The organism is Streptomyces sp. NPDC057963 (genome assembly GCF_042887155.1).
In the GTDB taxonomy this organism is placed as follows: domain Bacteria; phylum Actinomycetota; class Actinomycetes; order Streptomycetales; family Streptomycetaceae; genus Streptomyces.
The window spans coordinates 56267-75929 of sequence record NZ_JBHVPX010000023.1 but is presented as its reverse complement, the minus strand read 5'-3'; the positions used below and the strand labels follow the sequence as shown (position 1 = coordinate 75929).

Genomic DNA, 19663 nt, shown 5'->3' with positions numbered 1-19663 from the left:
CGAAGGGAACCACCATGATCAGAACCAGAAAGGCGCTCGGCACCGTCGCCCTGACGACGGTCCTCGCACTCAGCGCCGCCTGTGCCGGGCCGCCGGCCGACACCTCGGACAAGGCAGTCCAGCTGCGGATGACGGTCTGGACTTCGGACAAAGCCCAGCTGGGGCTGTTCAACCGCATCGCCGACGCCTACCGCGCGGACCACCCCGACGTCTCGAAGATCACCTTCGAGAGCCTCCCGTTCGAGGACTACAACACGACGCTCACCACACAGATCGCCGGCGGCAACGCCCCGGATCTCGCCTGGATGGGCGACCTGTCGCGGGATCTCATCGCCTCCGACGCCCTCGTCGGACTGACTGACAAGTTCAAGGCCACCCCCGGCTGGAAGTACAACGACCTGCTCGACAGCGCGACAGCGGAGTACAGCCACGACGGCACGCTGTACGCCTACCCGTTCTCCAACTCGCCGTACGCCCTCTACGTAAACACCGACCTGCTCGCCAAAGCCGGACAGAAGATCGATCCGGCCACACTGACCTGGGATCAAGTCGCGGCCGCCGGAGCGGCCGTCCACGCCAAGACCGGCAAGGCCGGCTTCGTCATCCGCGACTTCGACTACAAGGCGTGGAACACGCTGGCCACCGTGTGGACCGGCTGGGGCGCATCGGCGTGGAGCGCGGACGGCAAAACCTGCACCTTCGACAGCCCCGAGATGCAGCAGGCGTTCACCTTCCTCCACGACGCGGCATTCAAGACCCAGGCCATGCCCGGACCGGGCACCACCGCCGACTTCTTCGCCGGCGACTCCGCCTTCACCGTCGCGCAGGTCTCCCGCGCCTCGCTGCTGACCGGCACGTTCGGCTTCGGGCTGCACCCGCTGCCCGCGGGACCCAAGGGCACGTACTCCGTCTTCGGCCAGGCCGGGATGGGCGTACTGTCCTCCAGCAAGCACCAGAAGCAGGCGGAGGACTTCCTCGCGTACCTGACCGATCCGGAGAACGCCGCCAAACTGGCCCAGTACTTCCCGCCGCCCCGGAAGTCGCTGCTGACCGGGGACAAGCTCGCCGCGAACAACAAGGTCCTGAAGCCCGCCCAACTCCAGGACGCGGTGGTCGACCAGCTGCCGGACGCCGTCACGCTGCCCAACCACACCAGCCCGGCGGAGATCGCCCAGAAGGGCAAGACGGCGCTGGACGCGATGTGGCGCCCTGGTGCCGACATCCCGGCCGTCCTGCGCTCGGTCTGCGCCGCGATCGATCCGATTCTGGCCAAGTGACCACGACACGGACCGCTGAGCGGGCCACCCCGCAGGCTGCCGCCAAGGGCGCACGTACATTCGGGCCAGGCTTCTGGACGACCCGCCGGCGGGACGTGCTGACCGGCTACCTGTTCATCCTGCCGCAGCTCGTCGGGGTGGCGGTGTTCGTCCTACTGCCGGTCGGTGTGGCGATCTGGTACAGCCTGAACAAGCGGAACGTCTTCACCGGCAAGCAGACCTTCGTCGGCGGCGAGAACTATGCGGCCCTGGCCGACGATCCGCAGCTGCCCAAGGTGCTGCTGGCAACGGTGCTCTTCTCCGGCGGGGTGGTGATCGTCAACATCACGCTCGGGCTCCTGATCGCCGTCCTGCTGAACCGCAAGTTCCGCGGTGTCACGGTGTTCAGGACGCTGTTCTTCTCCCCGGTGGTGGTCTCCGTGGTCGCCTGGACCCTGGTGTGGGGCTTCCTGCTCCAGGACAACGGTGGCATCAACGGCCTGCTGGGCACGGTCGGGATCGACGGGCCGAACTGGCTCCAGGAAGGCGACACCGCGATGGTGTCGGTGATCCTCACTCAGGTGGTGCGCAGCGTCGGGGTCAACATGGTGCTGTTCCTGGCAGCCCTGCAGGGCGTGCCGCGGGAGCTGTACGAGGCCGCTCGGATCGACGGTGCGAACAGCCGCACGGTCTTCGCCCGGATCACGTTGCCGATGATCTCACCGACGGTGCTGTTGACCGTCATCGTCACGGTGGTCGGGGCGTTGCAGTCCTTCGCCCAGATCGCCGTCCTGACCGGTGGCGGGCCGGGGCTGTCCACCACGGTCCTCGTGTACTACGTGTTCCAGCAGGCTTTCGAGTTCAACGACATCGGCTACGGCTCGACGCTGGCCCTGATGCTGCTGTCCTTCGTCATGCTGCTCACCTTGCTGCAATGGCAGCTGCGTCGTAAGTGGGTGTTCTATGAGGATTGACCGAGTGCGGACCGGCAGAGTTCGGTCGGTACTGCTGGTGGTTGCACTGGGCGTGCTGGCGATCCCGTTCGTGGTGCCGACGATCTGGATGGTCGCCGCGTCGGTCAAACCGCTGGCGGAGATCTTCGAGGCCCCGCCGTCGCTGTGGACCGACTCGCCGACCCTGTCCGCGTACGCCGAGGCATTCAGCTTCCAGCCCTTGGCCCGGCAGTATTTCAACAGTGTCTACATCGCCGTACTGGTAACACTGATCACCCTGCTGGTGTCCAGTCTGGCCGGGTACGCCTTCGCCCGGATCCGGTTTCCCGGCGCGAACGCGCTGTTCCTGGTGGTGCTGACCGGAATGCTCGTACCGAGCGAAGTGACGATCGTGCCGCTGTTCCAGCTGTTCAAGTCGGCCGGCCTGATCAACACGCACTGGCCGCTGATCCTGGTGACCGCGCTGGCCGGACCGTGTGTGCTGGCCACGTTCATCATGCGGCAGTTCTTCATCGCCCTCCCCGTCGAACTGGAGGAAGCCGGTCGCCTCGACGGCCTCGGCCGTCCCTCGATCTGGTGGCGGATCTGCCTGCCGCTGGCCAGACCGGCCTTGTCGGCGGTGGCTATCCTGACGTTCCTCGCCTCCTGGAACCTCTACCTGGAACCCACGGTGTACCTCACGTCACCGGAACTGTTCACCTTGCCGCAGGCCCTGACCCGCTTCACCGACGCCTACGGCGGCCCGATGTGGAACACCCAACTCGCCGCCGCCACCATGACCGTCCTGCCGATGCTGATCGTCTTCGTCCTGGCCCAGCGCCACTTCATCGAAGGACTGTCCCACTCCGGTCTCAAATGAACGCCAGGCTGCCAGCCGCCTCTCGTCGAGAAAACCGAACCCTCAGCACGCCAGGCACCCGCCGGGGCCCGCCCGGTGCCGCACCGTGACGTGTTCCGGACGGCTGCGGTGTCCGCGTCGCAGGCAGTCCTGCGGGCGAACGGCCGGACGTCCGCGGTGCGTCGGCTGGACATGGTCCACACCGCACCTGACGGCACCGCCGTCGAGAACGGGCCGGCGGGCGAGGCGACGGACAGTACGGACACCGCCGCGGTACGGGCCCTGCCGACGACAGTTGAGGCGTCGCAGGCCGCCGTACTGTGGGATCGTTCACGGTGCTGTGCTCCTTCGAGAGTGCGGCGGGCCGTCCGGCAGCCATGGACGGCGCCTGATGCCGGTCCTGCTCATCCAACGCCTGCCGGGCTGCGCGGTCGACGGGTCGCCACGAGCCGAAACGCCATGCCCACCGCGACGTGCTCGCACTGGTGAGAACATGCGCGAGCAGGCACAGTACGACGGCGTACGGGCCTCCCCGGTGCTCCCAGCCCTGTCTGTTCCGGTGGGTAGGGTTGATCGTCACGTGATCGATCACATGTGCGGGGTTGCAGAAGGGGTCATGGATGTCCGCGGAGGAGTTTCCCGCTGTCGGCACGCGATGGGCAGCCCGGTCCGGCGCAGGGGAGGGCGGTGGAGAGTCCCTGATGCGGGAAGACGTCAGGACGGCCGGGACGGGTCTGCGGGTCTACCCTGAGCCTGCGGACGTGTTCGTCGCCGACCAGGTCGAACTGGCCCGGCACCTGCACCCGTTGATCTCCATCGATCTGGCCCAGATCAACCCGGCCTGGCACGGCTGGATCCACCTGGTCAGCCCGCTGGAACCGGCGGAGGGATACATCGGTGACCACACCCAGGCATTCCACTCGGCCCTGCAGACAACCAACTGGCTCGGGTTCGCGATGGACGGCGACCGCTACCGCCTGCTCGGCGACGTGCGCTACTTCGTGCGGGCGGCAACCCCCGAGGAAGTACCCGAGCCCTGGGAAGGATTCCGCGCCCGGCTCGATGAGCACTGCGAGTGCCAAGAACGCAGCTACCAGACTCACCGGGACACCTTCCGCCGTGTGGGCGAACTGCTCAGGCTCGACGACGAGGGTTCCCCGCTGTACGGAACGCTCGACCCGGTGGCTCTGCTGGACCAACTCGGCGGCCATGCCGACGCCCACAGCAACTGGGTAGATCCCGACCTGTTTCACCTTGAGTACGACGACGACCACGCGTGGCCGATCAGCCCGGCCGGAAACCGGTTCCAGTTCGTGGCGGCGGTGCCGGGCTGGCACTACCGACGCAGCGGCGCCGACCAGATTCTGCTGTTCTTCGAACCCGTAGACCGGTTGGCCCTGCTGACCTTCGACTGGAGCTGAGGCCCCGGCACTTACGCTCCCGACGGCCGACCGTCGCGGACCCCACCCGGTGTGCTCGGCGGAGGGCGTTTCGTTCCCGGGGCCTACGTTTGATCAGCAGGTCACGGTGCGGGCCCCGAAAACCGTACGTAAGTCCCTCAAATTCAGGCGCAGCCCGATTTCCCGTTGAATTGAATTCAATCCTATCCTGATCCAGGGAAGCTCTGTGGTGTTCACCGAAGGATTTCCGGGTCACGGTAAGGCAGCTGGGAATCTCCGCCGGCCGTCACAACTGCGGCGTGTGCGACAGCCGTTCCTCGGTCACTGCTGCGAGTTCTCCGGATCTTGCCGCAACTGGTCGAGAAGTTGGTCGATGGCTGCCTTCGCCTCCATCACCGACGCGCCGGTCGCCTTCCGCCAGGTGTTGATCGCCTGGACGCGGTCGCCCGAGCGTACGTGGGCAACTGCCAGCCGCGCGTGGAGGGGATAGCCCGGCAGTCGGGCGGGAACGGGTCGGCCGCGTGGCTCGCCGCCGCGGCCGCTGGGGTCGAGCTCGTCGAGTGAGGAGTGCAGTCCATCGATCGGTGCCCGCTCTGTCGGCTGTGCGGTGCGGACCGCCACGAGCTCCCAGCGGAAGTCGGTCTGCTCGGACCAGTCCTCGTCCAGTCCGATGCCCAACAGCCCTGGATCGTCGATCAGCTGGCAGACGTTGTAGGCAAGATCGTGCTGCATCTGCCGCACCACATCGGTCAGATCGTCCGGATCCGCCCCGCACGCCAGGATCCGGTGCAGCGCCGCAGCCGATCCGCTGCCGGGAACGCCCCCCTGTTCGTGGCCTCGTAGCCAGGACTCGATCCACGACGGGTAGCCGTCGGTGTAGGAATCGTCGTCGACAGCCATGTTCCACACGGTGGTGAGGAACGACTGGCGTGCCTGCGTCGGCCAGTCATCAGGATGGGGATCTTCGTCTTCGGTCATGCGCCAACACTGCCATCCGTTGGTGAGGGCGTTGCCGACGGGACGGCCGGGTTGCGCCATCGCTGCCCGCTTCCTTACCGCTGTCACCTGGAACTGCAACTGCCGGACCGTACGAGGCTTCCGGGCGGAGGATGTCGTCGAGGTTGGCCTGCGTGAGGAGTCCAGGTGCCAGGGCGATGTCGGCGACGGTGCGGCCGGTGACGAGCGCTTCCTGTGCGGCGGCGTTCGCCTGGGCGTATGCGATGTGCGGGTTGAGGGCGGTGGCGATGCCGATGGTGTTCTCCACCGTGGCCCGAAGGTGGTCGCGGTTGGCGGTGATACCGAGGACGCAGCGCTCCGCCAGCGTCAGGCATCCGGCCTGGCCGCCGGGAAGTAACCTTGAGTGGGATGGTGTACTGCCGAGCGGTGCCCGTAACCAGAGGCGAGGGGGCAGGTGGATGCTCTGGTCAGTTGAGGAAGCATGAGGCTTCCCTGGGCCCGCGGTCGACCTCGACCGGCGGCGTTACACCCCTGGGCGACACGCCTAACACCTGCGTTCAGCGGGGGTACGCCACACAGCGGGAGCCACGTCCAGCAAGTCCGTCTCGTTGACGGCTCGTTGCTCGTCGTTCCAGATGACAGCCAGTGGGACATCGAAGGGGAACTCGACGTTCGTGCCGTCCTCGAAGGAGATCATCATGTGCGTGTCGGGGCCGTCGGGATGGTTGTCCAGCCATTGCACGTGGCTGATGATCGGAGTGAGCGCTCCGCCTGGGCCTACGAGTCGGTAGCCCTCTTCGACGCCCTGGGCCGACTTGGAGATCAGTACGGGCTTGTGACGGGCAGCTCGCTCGTCCCGGTAGCACTTCGCCATGTCCTCAGATTATCCGAGGACGCCCAGGTCGGTAGCCGATGGGGGATGACGGTCCGCACTTGAGGTGCGGTCCATTGGTCTGCCACGAAACGATCACGCCCCGGATGGGCGGGGTAGACCATTATCGACTGATCCAATTACGTCAGGGAGCCGATGAGCACGAAGCCCGCGCGTCAACGCAATCTGCTCACATATCTCACGATAACGTCCATCACAGTGATCGTTGTGGGGTTGTGTGGTTTCATCGCGATCATCGCATTCACGATACCGAACCACACCAAGGTGATATCTACCTTGAAGAGTCGCGGGGTCCAGACTCACGCGAATGTCACGAGATGCCGGCAAGCTCTCCACGACGAAAACGGTGGTGAGCTGTCTGTCACCTGCTGGGTACGCTTTACCCCGTCCGGCGGGCGTTCCGTTGAATCGCCGCTGAAATTCAAGACACGTCAAGTAAGGGACGGCTACACCATGGTAGTCGTGTACGATCCGGCGGATACCGGCACGGTCGCCCTTCCCTCGGACCTCGGCTACTGGAATACTCTCACCAGGAATACCTTCGATTTGCTTTTGCTGGTCATCTCGACAGCAATGGTTCCTCTGGGAATCGCAGGTCTCGTCCTACGGAGGCTTTTCGGGAGTTTCACGAAGCGGTACACGGAAAATTTCGATTAAATTGACCAGGCTGCCACTCGGCACCTCGGTCCGGAGACCGCCCAGGCCATGGCTCAGGCCTGGACTCGGCGCAAATCTTCCGAGAAGTGAGCACTCGTCCGGCACATGGATGCCGAGCGTGCACTGTACGCCGGAAGTAGACGCGGCTCGCACATCATCGATCTCTGGCTCGGTGCGGGTTGTTGTCCCAACAGAGCTTTCACCGGAACGACAGCCTCCCGAGCAGACCCGCATAACCTCATCCTGCAACGCATTGACGCTCAGTAGATGGATTCCTTTGATCGGGTCTCAGTTGCGTACCCCTCCGGATTTCCAAAATTTCGGCGATGGATACTTCAAGGAAGCCCTCAAGACTCGCTGTGATGTAGGTCATCTCATCCGGATCGTGCGTGTACGCGATGATCGTGGCCGGGTGCACTCCCGCGCCCAACTGCTCCACCGATACCTGACCGGTGCCCCGCACCGGCTGCTCAGTGACGCCCTCGCCTGACGGGGCTGGCCGTGCGGTAAATCGCTGGGCGGGGTCAGGTGTTGCAGGTGTCGAGCATCTCGGACAGTGCTGCGGGACGAACCCGCAGAGACGCTCCCAGGCCTCGCCCTGATCGACAACGACCGCCAGCCGTAGTGGTGCTGCGGGACAAACCCGCAGAGACGCGCCCGCCGACGATGTAGCCCTGATCGAGTACCTGACGCCGCAGTGGTGCTGCGGTTTCGAGCCCGCAGAGACGGCGTTGTCGACATCTATCCGGTCAAGCGCGGGCTGCCTCGGTGGTGCTGCGGGACGAACCTGCTCGGCAATCCGCTGCTGCAGATCCACCACGGCGAGGGCATGACGTGCGTCCTCAACCCCAGGAGTGCAGCCTGCCCGCTTCGCGGCACGGTCGACGACCCGATGGTCACGCCGGACACGGACGACTGTCGTCCCCATTGCCTCTGCCTCGCCCGGACTGATCGCGACATCGAGCACCACAGACAACAGGTGATCGAATTGGAAGAGGTCGTGGCCGCACCGCTCTGCCCGCCCATTCGGCACGCCCGCGAGCAGCACGAGTTGGACCGTCTCAAGGCGATCATTGATGCCCATGAGCAGGAAGCGCAGGACCAGTGACCACGTTCCCCTTCGATCAAGAGACGGATCCCGTCCGCCGGGCACCCCTCGCCGCGATGAACCGGCTCATCGCCGGCACCCCGCAACGATCGAGTGGACGGCTCAACGTCTCGCAGCTGGCCATCGAGGCCGGCGTTAAGCGCTGGCATCTGACCCACCAGCACCCGGACCTCAAGGACCTCTTCCAGGCCGCGAACCTCGAGGAGGCCGCGAAGCGTGCGACACACGTCAGAACCGCCGACGCCTTCGAAGAGCTGAAGAAGAAGCACTCCGATCCGCAGGCCCACTACCGGTTCCTCGAAGAGCGGCTCAAGATTTATGCGGCCGCTCTCCATTTGCTAACGCTGGAGAATGCCGCTCTGGCAGGCACGGAAGCCGATGCGGCGAAGGTTCGGCCTATTCCCCGACGTCGTGCCTCTGAAGGACGTTCTCGGAGTACGTGAACGGGAGGTTCGTGGACCGGGAACGAGGCGGCTCGGGCACGGAAATGAGCTGGATCCCAGAGAACACGGCGATGCTCAGCCACTCATCCTGCGTGTGAGCCGCAAATCGAGCCCCGCATGAAGCGTTCGTCACCGCCGTGCCCGCGTGGACGGCCCGCACCTCGAACTCCGCGACTATGAGCAGACCGCCCTCCAACTGACCGGGCACGCCCGCGCGGTCGCCGCCGGCGTCCGGCGCTACGCCACCGATGGCGGGTAACGGCCTTGGAGCCGGCCACAGCCCAGATACTCAAGATCGCTCAACCGATCAGTGCCGGTCGGCCGGGATCCGGCTCTCCGGTATGGGACCCCGGCTCCGGACAGAGAGACTCCCCTGGCACCTCGACCGGCAGCCCCTCGCGCTCTTCGGCGGTCAACTCGCGGTAGCCGATGGCGCTGCACAGCGCGTGGCGCCATACGCCGGGGTCCAGCCGGAGAGGGGTGCTGCTGCCTCCGCCGTCGGTGTACAGCACGGTCCGGCCGTCTAGCGAGACGGCCTGGAACCTGTACGGGCTGGATCCGGAGGACGGCGACCCAAGGTTGTAGACGTCCTGCTCCCTGGCCGGTTCCCCGAGCCGGTAGATGTGGACCAAGCCATGGCTGGCCAGGAGGAACGACGTCTCGCTGGGGAAAGCGGCCGCGAATTGCGCGCTGTCGTCCCCCAGCCCCACCGGGCCCATCACCTTCCTCAGCTGATCACGCCGCCACAGCTCCACCGCACCGCCCCTGCGCAGCAGTGCGAAGTACCGGCCGTCCCTGTCGAATGCCACGGTGTTGGTGTCCGTGCCCGTAGCCAGCGTGGATTCCGTGCGGCCCTCGGCCAGGTTGATGACGCGTACGTTCGGCTCGCCCCACACGGTGACCGCGACCCGGCCCGGCTCGGGGTGGTTCGCCACCATCAGGCCCGGTGTGCTCTCCCCTCCGGACGGATGGAGGACTCTAGCGTCGTAGCGTGCCAACTGCCGCCCGCTGGCCGTCTCCCAGCGCTGGATCACCGTGCCGGAGACCGTGATTAGGTTCCCCAACCGATCGAAGAAGTAGGTGATGTCCCCGCTGGAGCCGGCAGGCGGGGGCGCGGTGGTGATCTCGTGGACCGGTCGGAGCGTGGCGACCGTCCGGATCATGACTCGGTTGCTGCCGACCCGTTCCGCCAGGTTCTTCTCCGCCCGGTCGACCATGATGAGGTCGCCGTCCTTCGGCGGCCAGTACGGCTTGGGGCGGTAGACCCGGACCGTCGGCTCGGAGGCGCCGACGGGCACGATCCCGATTCGTGAACCGTCCGAGAGCACGGCGATCACCTTGCTGCCGTCGTCAGTGAGTTGCAGCGTGCGGGCCGGAATGACGCGATTGTGCGCGGCGAGCCGGGAGTAGACCACGCGATTCTTCCCCACGGCGATCAACGCGGGCATGCCACCGACGGTGCCGAGCAGCGGATACGCACTCAACGAGGTGCCCCCGCGCGTCTGCCCCGTGCTGGCCGCGATGGTGCGGCCGTCCAGATCAATCAGGTTGGTCCAGCCCTTCTCCTTGAGCGCGACGTGGCGGCCTGTGGTGTCGACACTCTGCATCGCTTCGCACCCGAGATCCTTCTCCGTGTAGCCGGGCGGCCTACTCTTCGTCGGCCCGGCTGTGACGGGCTGCCGCCAGATGGTGACGCCGTCGCTGCTGTCGGCGCCCAGCTCCGTACAGACCGCCACGGCCGAGCCGTCCCCGGAGATCCGCACACCCTTGATGTCCTTGCCGTCCACGACCATCCGGGTCCTGCCCGTGATGCGGTCGACTGCCAGCACCCCTCGGCCGTAATCGTCCTTGAACGACCGGGAGACCTCAATGAGCACGCTGCCGCCGCCGGGTGCGAACCGGATGTCGTGCGGCACGTCGCGCGTGAGGGCCACCCGGCCGCTGGCCCCGGCTCCGCCCCGGGCGTCCAGGTCCCACCAGAGCAGCTCCTCCTTGCCGAGGGCGGCGGCGTAACGGCCGTCCTGCGACATCACCGCCTGGTAGCCGTCGTACTGGCCGGTCCTGCCGATCGCCCCGGGCACCGGCTTCAGTCGGTGCGGCGTGGGCACGAGCAGTGGCCCCTCAGTGCCCGAGTGCACGTCGTACCAGATCAGGCCACCGTTCAGGGCGAGGAACCCGGCCTTCCGTCCGTCGCCGGAGACCAGCGGCTGCGCGACCTGCACGCCCGCGTCCATGCGCTGGCTGCGTACGCGGCCACCGGTCGCGTGCGTGAAGGCCGTGGCCCGGCCACCGCCGGAGTTGGCGACCAGCACATCGCCGTTGAGGCTGGTCCGGATGGCCCCCGCGTCACCCGTGAGAATGCTGGTCATGGACGAGGCCCCGATGGGGGCGTCCTGGGGCCCGGTCAGGACGCGGTCGGAGAAGCTGTTCGCCAGGTACGCCTGCAGCAGTGCGTCCCGCGCCTCGCGGGTGTGGGACGTGTGGTATGCGGCAATCGCGAGTTGCGCCGACAGCACGGGATCGCTCTCGGCCTGGTCGGAGGAGTACCGGGCGAGCTCACGGGAGGCGGACTCCGCGGCGCGGGTGATACTGACCTGCCGGTAGTACCCGAAGAGCGAACCGAGGACGAGCACGACGACAGCGATGACTGCAATGCCCGACCGAAACGTACGCCGCCTGCGGGCGCGGGAGCGCTGGTGGGCGCTTCCTTCGTCGAGGTAGGCACGTTCCGCGGCGCTGAGGTCGGCGGGTCGATCGTGCAGCCAGGGGGCGGCTGTGGCCAGCGCGGCGGGGCCCGGCAGCAGGTCGACGGCCCGCCCGCCGCTCTCCCAGCGGTGCAGATCGTGCCGGAGCGCCTCCCGCCAGACGAGGAACGCCCGGTCTTCGGCCACCTGAGCGGCCAGCAGCTCCCAGCCGCTGAGCAGAGCTTCATGGGCGAGCTCCACCGTTTCGGTCCCCTCGGGGCTGTTGCCGGTCACCAACAGCCGGGTGGCCGCGAGCCGTTGGGCGATCCTCCATTGGGCGTCGTCGAGTTCGGGGCGCAGTGCCGTACGGCGGGTGGCCGCGGTCGAACCGAGCGGCACCCGGATCAGTGCCGTGAGCAGACGCCGGCCCGCGGCCGCATCCGCTGCGGGCACTCGCGTGGTCCATACCCGGTCGGCGTGCCGGCCGAGGGCGCCGGTGACGCCGCCGAGTTCCTCGTACGCCCGGTGGGTGATCAGGCCGCCCGTCTGCCGCAGCCAGAGCTGGTCGAGAGTGAAACCGAGCAGCGGGAGGGCACCCGGAGCGTCGCCGGTGTCGGTGAGAATGCGTTCGACGAGTCCGGACTCGTATCCGACGCCGGGTACCGCGTCGACCGGGGCCGCGACGACCTCCCGCAACTGCCCGGGTTCCAGTGGGCCGAGTGCGTACAGGCAGCGGCGTAGGGAGGGCCCCGCCGCCGGGTGCTCAAGGACTGCTTCCAGGAAGTCGGCGCGCAGGGTGGTCAGGACGTGCACGGGTTCCGGGAGCCGGTCGGTGAAGAGCAGACCGCCCAGTACGTCCGCGGCCTCGGGCGTGGGCCCGAACGCCTCCTCCAACTGGTCGACGACGATCAGCAGGCGGTCGCATTCCTGGCGGTGGAGGACCCGGGCGACGACATCGGGCAAGGTGCCGCTGGTGAGGAGGGCGGTGACGTTCGGCAGGATGGCGAGCCGGGCGCTCTCGGAGAAGTCCGGTTCCAGTAACGGCAGCAGAGCAGCGGCGAGCGCCGCGGCGGGGCTGCTCCCGGCGGAGGGCCGTAGTACGGCCACCGCGAAACCCCTGGCACGCAGCTGCGGTACGGCCCCGGCCAATGCGAGCGACGACTTGCCGCAGCCCGAAGGGCCGACCAGGCAGGTCCACTGCTGACTGAGGACCTGCTCCACCAACTCCGCGCTCTCCGTCGCCCGCCCGTAGAAGAGGCCGACGTCGGCCTCACGGAAGGCGGCCAGGCCCCGGAACGGCGACAGCGGCAAGGTGAGCGCCCGCAGTTCGGGCCGGGCGGCGAGCAACGTATCGGTCGGGACCAGGTAGCTGGCCGGGGGATCACCCGTTTCGGCCACGGTGATCATGCCGACCACGCCGCCGAGTTGGTCGTCCCACACGGGGCCACCGCTGAACCCGCCGGTGACCCGGTAGCCACCACTTGCCGCAAGGTCGGCCTGCACCCATCCGCCGGCCTGCCGGTCGCGCAGCACGCCCGAGTGCCATACACCCCCCGGCCGCCCGACGGGGAACCCGAAGGCCCGCGCCGCATGCCCCCAAGTGTCGACCGTCTCGACAAGACGAACCGCTCGCGCCCCCGGTAACGGCGACGACAGCCGCAGTACCGCTATGTCTCCCGCGCCGGAGTCGTGCGCGGGCACCCAATGCGCGATACGGGCCCTCACCTGGGTCCGGGGCAGCGGGCCGGAGGCGGCAGGTGCATCGGAGTCCGCAGGCTCAGGGGCTGTTGGAACACGCGCCAGGGGCAGGTCGACAGTGACCTCGGCACCAGCGGGCGGCTGCCTGCCATCCATCAGGCCGAGCGCGGCGGTGACAACATGCGCGCAGGTGAAGGCGAGATCGTCGGTGACAAGGAATCCGACGCCGCGGGGACTGCCGTGGGCGTCGCTGATCCGCAGCAGCGCAGCGGTCAGCCCAGCCGGCCCCGGCCCCGTACTGTCCCCCTGCCGAACGGAGACGCTCACGCGGGGGTGGCGGGCGTCGGCACCCTCACTTGTCCGCCGGGGGCGCCGGGCGGCTCGTCCGGTGCCCCGTCTTCCGGAGCACGGCGGTCCCATGTCAGCCGTACAGCGAAGTTGGCCTGGGCGGAGGTGCTGCTGATCACCACATCGGCCTCGGCGGACAACGAGAGTCCGAACTCAAGGGTGATCTCGTCGGGTCCACGCGCCATTCCGCTGAAGGTGTCCACGAAGTTCTCGGCCACCGGCCGTACGCCGGAGAGCAGTTCACCCAGGGACCGGGTGGCGCGTGCCACCACCTGCCCGGGCCGGGCGACCTGGACCAGGCCGTCCCCGGGCTGCTCCTCAATCGCCACCCTGACCGTCTCCCCCGGCTTCCCGCCGGGCCTGCTGAGCGGAAGTTCAACGAGATATGCCATGTGTGCAGCTCCCTCTCGCCCTCCCGGCGGGAGGCTGTGTGCCCAGCGTGCCCTATGAAGCTCCAGCCCCGCCCGGCAAAGCGCGATTCCGTTTGTCAGACGCTCTGTTGCCGCAAGGCCTCCGGAATTGCTGCTACCGTACTGGGCTTCACAAACGGTGTACACATATCGGCGTCGTGGAGTGCGGGTCGGTAGGGGCGGGCCGGCCCCAGATCCCGGGTTCGGCGCGAGTGCTGTGACCGCATATTGATCAGAAACTCATGGGGTTCTCGTTCAGGATGTAGACGTAGTGGACGTGAGGGCCGCCGAAGTAGCCGCGGACGATGTGCGGGCCCGCGCCAGGGATGAGAACCCAGTTTGGGCGTACTGGAGGTGCAAGCCATCGCACATGGCGGAGACCGGCCGCGCATTCCTCGACCTCGAGGACCCGGCCACTGCCGAGAGTCTGCTCACCGACGGCCTCGCTGCCCTGGAATCCGGCGCGCTGCGCGACAGGGTCTTCTACCTGACCTGGATCTCCACTTCCCAGGCCCGCCGCCACGACCTTGATGCCGCCGCGAGCACCGCCACCGAGGCGATGGACATCGCGGCCCTGGTCGAGTCCGGCCGCTGCGCCAGCCTGCTCACCGACCTCGCCGTTGAGCTCGAACCCCACCTCGCCACCACACCCGTAGGCTCGATCTTCGAGCGGCTGAGCAGCGGCACCTGACCTGCCTCGTCGCCCAGCTTCTACCGTTCGCGATGGATCGTCGAAGCTACTTCCTCATCGCTCGGAGTGAAGTTGATGCCGCGGAGGACTGCGACGGGGACACCACGTCCACGCCGGCCCAGAACGATGCCAGCTGCCGCAGCAACCATGTCGGTGAAGGATTCCTCCTGCCGCTTGGCCTTGCCACCCTGCTCGGCGTATTCCGTCACACGAAGGGGTGCAAGTCCGGCAGCCCCCAGCGAAATGCACGTGGCCCCGCGCCGGTCGGCACGGCCGTCTGAGTCCGTGATGACGACCGCGACCTCGGTCCCAGAGAAGGTGATCAGGGCGTCCCGCAGCGCGCGGGCAGAGGCGTCCGGGTCCGCTGGCAGCAGCCAGGCGCCCTCGGTGCCGGCGCGGTCGATCCCGGCTGAGGTGAGCTGGTAGCCGAGCGTGTGCCGATGATCGGGCCCTTCTCGATGGCCAGGAAGTAGTGTTCGCTGGAGTCCAAGATCAGTTGAACGATGTCGGCGGGCTTGCCCGTCTTGGCTGAAAGCTCCAGGGCCTCGGCGCCGGGGGTGACGCTGGCGAGGTCGACGTACCGCTTCTCCGCGATGCTTACGACCTTGGAGGCCACTACCACTACGTCCCCGTCCTGCAGCTCGATGCCGGTGCGGGTGAGGACGCCGGTGATCGTGCCTGCCAGGTCGTCGCCCGGCTGGAGCTCGGGGAAGGGTTCCAGAGCGAATACGCAGAGGTTTGAGGTCGCGGGTGCGGTCTTCTGCTGTGCGGCAAGGGACTGGTTCGGATTCTCCATGACTGCTCATGATGCCGCTGTCCTGGTGTGCTCGGCTGAGGACAACACCACTGTTGCATGGTGCAGCACACGCATTCTCGCTCCTACCAGCGGAGTTGGTGTCCTGTCACCCGGGGGACGATCACATGACACTGGCGGGATAACCGCGGGCATCGCGCCGCTGCGCATCACCGAGCACGCCGAGCCCTGCGGGAAGACCAAACGTCAGGAGGAGACCCTCACCGACCTGGTGGCGGCAGCGGCCGGCCTGATCCTCGGGCAGCGAGGCCGCGGCGCCCCAGTCGCCGTACTGCGGGGCATCGCCTACGAACGCAACGACGATGGAGTGGCCGCGATACTCCACCAGGCGCCGTGACACGGCTGACTCTGCTCGGGTCGCCCGTCGACGGCGCGCTGTCGCCCGTTCTGCACCGGGCGGCCTACGCAGCGATGGGCTTGCCCTGGACGTACCACGCGATCGAATGCCAACCACAGGATCTGGCGGGCTTCCTGGACTCCCTCGACGGCAGTTGGCGCGGCTTCTCCCTGACCATGCCGCTCAAGCAGACCGTCGTCCCGCTCCTGGACGAAGCATCGGAGACGGCCTCACGGATCGGCGCGGCGAACACCATCGTCGTGACACCCAGCGGCCGACTCGTCGGGGAGAACACCGACCTCTACGGGATGGTGCAGGCCCTGCGCGAAGCGGGCGTGACGACCGTCTCTGGCATCACCGTGCTCGGTGCCGGAGCGACGGCATGCACAGCGCTCGCCGCCGCGCGCGAGCTGGGCTGCGATCGGGCGGTCGTCGTAGCCCGTGGCACCGGAAGGGCCCGTTGCCTCCTCGGAGCCCCGGCCGAACGAATCGGCATCACAAGCCACCATCGAGGCGTGGGCAGCCGCTGACCGCTACCTGGCCGCTGACCTCGTCGTATCGGCGCTGCCACCCCAGGCCGCGGATGCCCTCGCACCGCTGTGGACGCCAGGCGCCGGCACTTGGCCCAGCCGGGCACCGCCGGGCATTGCTACGACCGGCCGCCACCCTGGCGGGTAGTCGAGACTCTCAAGCCTCATCGAGTTCGGCGAAACGGCACATGTCGTCAAGGAGGCTCTGGCCGACATTCCGCGCGGCTGGCTCCCGAATGGCACTTCGCGTTCATCGCCCGGCAGACCCTTCGAGCCAGGCTGAAGAAGAGCTGGCCGGGCACCTACGCCTTCCTCGGCTACGCAGACGACGCCCCAGCGGTACTCACACCTCCCGCCCTGGAGCGCACCGAACTCGTCGACGGGGACACACTCAGCTTTTCCGGCCCGCTGAAAGGTCTCCGGCGGTTCATCGGTGTCCGCCTCAGGTCGGGTCCGTGGCCGATACCGTCGGCGGATGGATACACGCGTGGCCGGCATCGTCGTGGAGCACGGCAGGCTTCTGGTGCTGGACCAGGACACCGACGGGCCCAGACACTGGTCCTTGCCTGGGGTTCATTACTGATCGTTTCAGAATGAGGTTCGGAGTCGTCTCAAGCAGATGATGCTGCGGGCGAGTTGGAGGAGTCCCAGATGGAGATCGGCTCGTATCTCGTAGCGGATCCGGAGCCGTTTGAACTGGTGGAGCCATGCGAAGGTCCGCTCGACGACCCAGCGGGTCCTGCCCAGGCCGGAGCCATGGGCTGTGCCCTTGCGGGCGATCTTCGGTGTGATGCCGCGGGCCCGGAGGAGGCGGCGGTACTTGTCGTAGTCGTAGCCGCGGTCGGCGAACAGCCGGCCCGGCCGGTGCCTCGGCCGCCCGCGCGTCCCGCGGATGCGGGGTATCGCGTCCAGCAGTGGCATCAGCTGAGTGACGTCGTGGCGGTTTCCGCTGGTCAGCGAGACGGACAAGGGGGTGCCGTGCCGGTCGACGATCAGGTGGTGCTTGCTGCCCGGACGCGCGCGGTCGACCGGCGAAGGTCCGGTGTGAGCCCCCCTTTGAGGGCCCGGACATGAGAGCCGTCGACTGCCGCGTCGTTCATGTCCAACAGGCCCGCGGCCCGCAGCTCGGCCAGCAGTACCTCGTGCAGCCGCGGCCAGACACCGGCCTCGGTCCAGTCCCGCAGACGGCGCCAGGCCGTCACACCGCTGCAGCCGATCTGTTCCGCCGGAACATCCCGCCAGCTCACGCTCTTGCACAGCACGTAAACGATGCCCCGCAACGCAGCCCGGTCATCCGCCGGCAACCGCCCGGGATACCGATGCCGCCGAGGCGGACGAGCAGGCAGCAGCAGGGCCACACGCTCCCACAGGTCATCGGGCACAAGATCAGCAGACACCCAACAAATCTTGCCGACACAACCGCCAACTGCCAAGCCCCACAACGAGATTCATTCTGAAACGATCAGTTAGCAGCCACGACCCTGTCTCCTCAGCTGGGAACGGTCACTCCCCAGTTGGTGAAAGATCTTGAACCTAGCTCTTCGAAGCAGGCCAGCCCGACCCGTGAACGCCCATCCACCGTTGCGGTGGATGGGCCGTCCCACGAGACCACACAGACGAGCTACAGGAACGACTTCAACTCGCCGTCACGGACATGTAGTCTATGAATCGTCGCAGTTCAGAGCCGGTGTCCGAGCTCCTGCGGTCGGTAAAGTCGACGAGGTTCACAACATCTCCCTGACCACCCGGCACGGCAGCGAAGTCGCCGACACCCTCAAGTACTTCTCCGAACGCATACCTGCCACGTTCGTCTACGCCGGCATCAACATCGAACAGACCACGTTGCTGTCCGGCACTCGCGGGGCCCAGATCGCCGGACGCTTCACCCTCATCCCCACTCACCCCTTCCCCTACGGCCCCGAGTGGAAGAGCCTGGTCGCCGCTCTGGAGAACACCCTGCTGCTGCGCGAACACACCCCGGGCACCCTCACCGCACTGGACCGCTACCTCCACGACCGGACCGGCAGCATGATCGGCGCTCTGTCCCACCAGATCCGCGGCGCCGCCATCGACGCCGTCCTCACCGGCACCGAGGAGATCACGCGCGAGGCACTCGGCTCCGTCCCCCTCGACTACAGCGCAGAGAACCCCGGTCTCGGCGGCGGCCAGTGAGTGGCCTCCCACCCGAGACACTCCAGCCGCCGCCCGTCCGGGTCCGCCCCCGTCCGCTGGAGACCATCGACTCCTTCATCGGCCGTCTGGCTCTGGCCAACCACATCAAGCCCAGCCATCTGCACCGCATCGTCTCCGGCCCGCACTTCGCCACGGGCAGGGTCGCTCCAGACAGAAACACCTTCAACCGCCTCGCGGTGCTGTCTGATACCTCCGCCGACATCCTGCAGCGGGCCCTCACCCTTCCCACCACTCTGGCCCTGGGGCGCATCCCGTCCCCGCACCTCAGCGGCATCGAGAACAGCCAAGCCCAGCTGTTCTTCGAGATCCAACGGAACGCGGACGGCCGGGGACTCGCCGTCCGTACCCTGGCCGAACGTTACAAGGTCTCCCGCCGCACCGTCCGGCAGGCTCTGGACGCCCCGCGAACCCCACCCCACCAGCTCAGACGCCGATTCTCCTGGAGCGCGCGCCCTTACGGCCATCTCATTGCCCTACTGCTCGAACAAGGGCGCACCGCCACGGAGATCTGGGACCACTTGATCGAGGAACACGGCATCACCCTGACCAGGAGCGCAATAGTCCGATATGCCCAGAACTGGCAGCTCGACCAGACCCGCCGGGCACGCGGCCACCTCACGCTCTACTCCTATCGGCCCTCCACCGAGCGGCAGCCGCCACACCACGACGTCGCCATGGACTACCCGACGGCAGCGCGATAGCGGTCCCAGGCATCGCGGCTGTCAGGAGTGAACGGGTGCCGGTGCATGAACTCGTGCAGTTCGGACTCCGGCAGCCAGCCGTGCCACGCCACCTCGTCGGCCCGGGGCTTCGGGTCGACGAGTACGACGGCCTCATGGATACCGAGCCAGTGCGGGCTCAGGCCATCTCGGTTCAGGAACTTCACGACGGATCGGACCGTCGTGTCGATGCCCAATTCCTCAGCCAGTTCCCGGACGGCGGCCTCCTCATAGGACTCTCCCGCCGCGACGGCTCCGCCTGCCATCAACTCGTAGTGTCCCGGGAACCGGGAGACCTGTTCGGACCGGCGATGGACAAGGACCTGTCGCCGACTGTCCCGGCAGACCGTCACCGCAATCCGATGCAACCAGCCGCGGCGGACGGCCTCGCCCCGGCCTACCACTGCCAACACCCGGTCCTGCTCGTCAACGTGCTCAACCATCTCGTCCACGAGCCCCACAATCGCAGGCCCCTCTGACAACGGGACTGTCCCGTCTCAACGGATCTGGTTTACGACAAGTGGCTCGACCAGCGGCGACCAGATCGGTTGAGACAGGGCGGGAGCCGGATTCTCGGCGGATCTGGTCAGATGCGCGTTGCTCGTGCTGCTCATCTCAGTCGATGTGGTTCGGTTCAGGTGTTTCGACCAATCTGGTCGGTGCAGCTCAGTAGGGCCCTTGGGGCCTGCCCCTTGACCCCCGTCCACGATCAGGCGCCGCTCCCACCAACCCCCT

21 protein-coding genes and 2 pseudogenes are annotated in these 19663 nt (G+C 67.3%); 13 read left to right on the top strand and 10 right to left on the bottom strand.

The window, feature by feature from the left end; translation table 11 throughout:
* Nucleotides 1–14 precede the first annotated feature (14 nt).
* From ACFVT1_RS34245 to ACFVT1_RS34230, 4 genes are all read left to right on the top strand, one after another.
* Complete coding sequence (locus tag ACFVT1_RS34245; protein WP_389802759.1) at nucleotides 15–1277, top strand: extracellular solute-binding protein; 1263 nt, start codon at nucleotides 15–17, stop codon at nucleotides 1275–1277.
* The gene (locus ACFVT1_RS34240; protein ID WP_389802756.1) at nucleotides 1274–2230 is read left to right on the top strand and encodes a carbohydrate ABC transporter permease; all 957 of its coding nucleotides are present in this window, start codon (nucleotides 1274–1276) and stop codon (nucleotides 2228–2230) included. The genes ACFVT1_RS34245 and ACFVT1_RS34240 overlap by 4 nt, the downstream gene beginning before the upstream one ends.
* Entirely contained in the window at nucleotides 2220–3068 is an 849-nt protein-coding gene (locus tag ACFVT1_RS34235; RefSeq protein WP_389802753.1) for a carbohydrate ABC transporter permease, read from the top strand. The genes ACFVT1_RS34240 and ACFVT1_RS34235 overlap by 11 nt, the downstream gene beginning before the upstream one ends.
* A 680-nt stretch (nucleotides 3069–3748) precedes the next feature.
* Nucleotides 3749–4468 (top strand): hypothetical protein, encoded by a 720-nt coding sequence (locus ACFVT1_RS34230; RefSeq protein WP_389802750.1) that lies wholly within the window; start codon nucleotides 3749–3751, stop codon nucleotides 4466–4468.
* A gap of 300 nt (nucleotides 4469–4768) precedes the next feature.
* Here the strand turns inward: ACFVT1_RS34230 and ACFVT1_RS34225 are convergent, their stop codons facing one another.
* The 3 genes from ACFVT1_RS34225 to ACFVT1_RS34215 all read right to left on the bottom strand — a co-directional run bounded on the left by ACFVT1_RS34225 (nucleotide 4769) and on the right by ACFVT1_RS34215 (nucleotide 6278).
* Nucleotides 4769–5425 (bottom strand): hypothetical protein, encoded by a 657-nt coding sequence (locus ACFVT1_RS34225; protein ID WP_389802748.1) that lies wholly within the window; start codon nucleotides 5423–5425, stop codon nucleotides 4769–4771.
* Nucleotides 5397–5711: a hypothetical protein gene (locus ACFVT1_RS34220; RefSeq protein WP_389802746.1), complete on the bottom strand. Its 315-nt coding sequence runs from the start codon at nucleotides 5709–5711 to the stop codon at nucleotides 5397–5399. Before ACFVT1_RS34220 ends, ACFVT1_RS34225 begins: the two co-directional genes overlap by 29 nt.
* 237 nt (nucleotides 5712–5948) lie before the next feature.
* The gene (locus ACFVT1_RS34215; RefSeq protein ID WP_389802744.1) at nucleotides 5949–6278 is read right to left on the bottom strand and encodes a hypothetical protein; all 330 of its coding nucleotides are present in this window, start codon (nucleotides 6276–6278) and stop codon (nucleotides 5949–5951) included.
* 153 nt (nucleotides 6279–6431) lie between these two features.
* On the opposite strand from ACFVT1_RS34215, the gene ACFVT1_RS34210 reads away from it, so the two are divergent.
* The 4 genes and pseudogenes from ACFVT1_RS34210 to ACFVT1_RS34195 form a co-directional block, all read left to right on the top strand.
* On the top strand, nucleotides 6432–6953 hold the full coding sequence (locus ACFVT1_RS34210; protein ID WP_389802741.1) for a DUF3592 domain-containing protein: 522 nt from the start codon (nucleotides 6432–6434) through the stop codon (nucleotides 6951–6953).
* A 697-nt stretch (nucleotides 6954–7650) separates the two neighbouring features.
* Entirely contained in the window at nucleotides 7651–8061 is a 411-nt protein-coding gene (locus ACFVT1_RS34205) for a hypothetical protein (protein WP_389802738.1), read from the top strand.
* Complete coding sequence (locus tag ACFVT1_RS34200; protein WP_389802736.1) at nucleotides 8058–8504, top strand: hypothetical protein; 447 nt, start codon at nucleotides 8058–8060, stop codon at nucleotides 8502–8504. The genes ACFVT1_RS34205 and ACFVT1_RS34200 overlap by 4 nt, the downstream gene beginning before the upstream one ends.
* Before the next feature lie 104 nt (nucleotides 8505–8608).
* Nucleotides 8609–8748 (top strand): annotated as a pseudogene (locus tag ACFVT1_RS34195) (restriction endonuclease); the annotation flags it as partial.
* Between the two features lie 55 nt (nucleotides 8749–8803).
* Here ACFVT1_RS34195 and ACFVT1_RS34190 read toward each other — a convergent pair.
* Entirely contained in the window at nucleotides 8804–13213 is a 4410-nt protein-coding gene (locus ACFVT1_RS34190; protein ID WP_389802733.1) for a trypsin-like peptidase domain-containing protein, read from the bottom strand.
* Nucleotides 13210–13626 (bottom strand): CU044_2847 family protein, encoded by a 417-nt coding sequence (locus ACFVT1_RS34185; RefSeq protein WP_389802730.1) that lies wholly within the window; start codon nucleotides 13624–13626, stop codon nucleotides 13210–13212. The genes ACFVT1_RS34190 and ACFVT1_RS34185 overlap by 4 nt, the downstream gene beginning before the upstream one ends.
* A 388-nt stretch (nucleotides 13627–14014) precedes the next feature.
* Between ACFVT1_RS34185 and ACFVT1_RS34180 the strand changes: the two genes are divergently transcribed.
* Nucleotides 14015–14335, top strand: coding sequence for a hypothetical protein (locus ACFVT1_RS34180; protein ID WP_389802727.1), 321 nt, complete (start codon nucleotides 14015–14017; stop codon nucleotides 14333–14335).
* 20 nt (nucleotides 14336–14355) lie between these two features.
* On the opposite strand, the gene ACFVT1_RS34175 is transcribed toward ACFVT1_RS34180, so the two are convergent.
* From ACFVT1_RS34175 to ACFVT1_RS34165, 3 genes are all read right to left on the bottom strand, one after another.
* Nucleotides 14356–14739: a coenzyme F420-0:L-glutamate ligase gene (locus tag ACFVT1_RS34175; RefSeq protein ID WP_389802789.1), complete on the bottom strand. Its 384-nt coding sequence runs from the start codon at nucleotides 14737–14739 to the stop codon at nucleotides 14356–14358.
* On the bottom strand, nucleotides 14658–15131 hold the full coding sequence (locus ACFVT1_RS34170; RefSeq protein WP_389802724.1) for a coenzyme F420-0:L-glutamate ligase: 474 nt from the start codon (nucleotides 15129–15131) through the stop codon (nucleotides 14658–14660). The genes ACFVT1_RS34175 and ACFVT1_RS34170 overlap by 82 nt, the downstream gene beginning before the upstream one ends.
* A 121-nt stretch (nucleotides 15132–15252) precedes the next feature.
* A complete protein-coding gene (locus ACFVT1_RS34165) occupies nucleotides 15253–15489 on the bottom strand; it encodes a hypothetical protein (RefSeq protein ID WP_389802721.1) in 237 nt (78 codons plus the stop codon).
* Between ACFVT1_RS34165 and ACFVT1_RS34160 the strand changes: the two genes are divergently transcribed.
* Complete coding sequence (locus tag ACFVT1_RS34160) at nucleotides 15483–16016, top strand: shikimate dehydrogenase family protein (protein WP_389802718.1); 534 nt, start codon at nucleotides 15483–15485, stop codon at nucleotides 16014–16016. The genes ACFVT1_RS34165 and ACFVT1_RS34160 overlap by 7 nt on opposite strands.
* A 588-nt stretch (nucleotides 16017–16604) precedes the next feature.
* Here the strand turns inward: ACFVT1_RS34160 and ACFVT1_RS34155 are convergent.
* A protein-coding gene (locus ACFVT1_RS34155) for an IS5 family transposase (protein WP_389802715.1) occupies nucleotides 16605–17413 on the bottom strand; the annotation gives its coding sequence in 2 pieces (ribosomal slippage) (nucleotides 16605–17074 and nucleotides 17074–17413; 810 coding nt in all).
* Between the two features lie 316 nt (nucleotides 17414–17729).
* On the opposite strand from ACFVT1_RS34155, the pseudogene ACFVT1_RS34150 reads away from it, so the two are divergent.
* Nucleotides 17730–18188 (top strand): annotated as a pseudogene (locus ACFVT1_RS34150) (ATP/GTP-binding protein); the annotation flags it as partial.
* Nucleotides 18185–18910 (top strand): TniQ family protein, encoded by a 726-nt coding sequence (locus ACFVT1_RS34145; RefSeq protein WP_389802712.1) that lies wholly within the window; start codon nucleotides 18185–18187, stop codon nucleotides 18908–18910. The pseudogene ACFVT1_RS34150 and the gene ACFVT1_RS34145, both read left to right, overlap by 4 nt.
* On the opposite strand, the gene ACFVT1_RS34140 is transcribed toward ACFVT1_RS34145, so the two are convergent.
* A complete protein-coding gene (locus ACFVT1_RS34140; protein ID WP_389802787.1) occupies nucleotides 18889–19281 on the bottom strand; it encodes an NUDIX domain-containing protein in 393 nt (130 codons plus the stop codon). The genes ACFVT1_RS34145 and ACFVT1_RS34140 overlap by 22 nt on opposite strands.
* Here ACFVT1_RS34140 and ACFVT1_RS34135 point away from each other — a divergent pair.
* Entirely contained in the window at nucleotides 19204–19407 is a 204-nt protein-coding gene (locus tag ACFVT1_RS34135; RefSeq protein ID WP_389802796.1) for a hypothetical protein, read from the top strand. The genes ACFVT1_RS34140 and ACFVT1_RS34135 overlap by 78 nt on opposite strands.
* Nucleotides 19408–19663 lie beyond the last annotated feature (256 nt).

Excerpts from the sequence above, each read along its gene's own strand:
- ACFVT1_RS34180 (WP_389802727.1), top strand. The coding sequence starts at position 14,015 with ATGGCGGAGACCGGCCGCGCATTCCTCGACCTCGAGGACCCGGCCACT.
- ACFVT1_RS34235 (WP_389802753.1), top strand. The coding sequence starts at position 2,220 with ATGAGGATTGACCGAGTGCGGACCGGCAGAGTTCGGTCGGTACTGCTG.
- ACFVT1_RS34225 (WP_389802748.1), bottom strand. The coding sequence starts at position 5,425 with ATGACCGAAGACGAAGATCCCCATCCTGATGACTGGCCGACGCAGGCA.
- ACFVT1_RS34185 (WP_389802730.1), bottom strand. The coding sequence starts at position 13,626 with ATGGCATATCTCGTTGAACTTCCGCTCAGCAGGCCCGGCGGGAAGCCG.
- ACFVT1_RS34210 (WP_389802741.1), top strand. The coding sequence starts at position 6,432 with ATGAGCACGAAGCCCGCGCGTCAACGCAATCTGCTCACATATCTCACG.
- ACFVT1_RS34230 (WP_389802750.1), top strand. The coding sequence starts at position 3,749 with ATGCGGGAAGACGTCAGGACGGCCGGGACGGGTCTGCGGGTCTACCCT.
- ACFVT1_RS34170 (WP_389802724.1), bottom strand. The coding sequence starts at position 15,131 with ATGGAGAATCCGAACCAGTCCCTTGCCGCACAGCAGAAGACCGCACCC.
- ACFVT1_RS34245 (WP_389802759.1), top strand. The coding sequence starts at position 15 with ATGATCAGAACCAGAAAGGCGCTCGGCACCGTCGCCCTGACGACGGTC.
- ACFVT1_RS34215 (WP_389802744.1), bottom strand. The coding sequence starts at position 6,278 with ATGGCGAAGTGCTACCGGGACGAGCGAGCTGCCCGTCACAAGCCCGTA.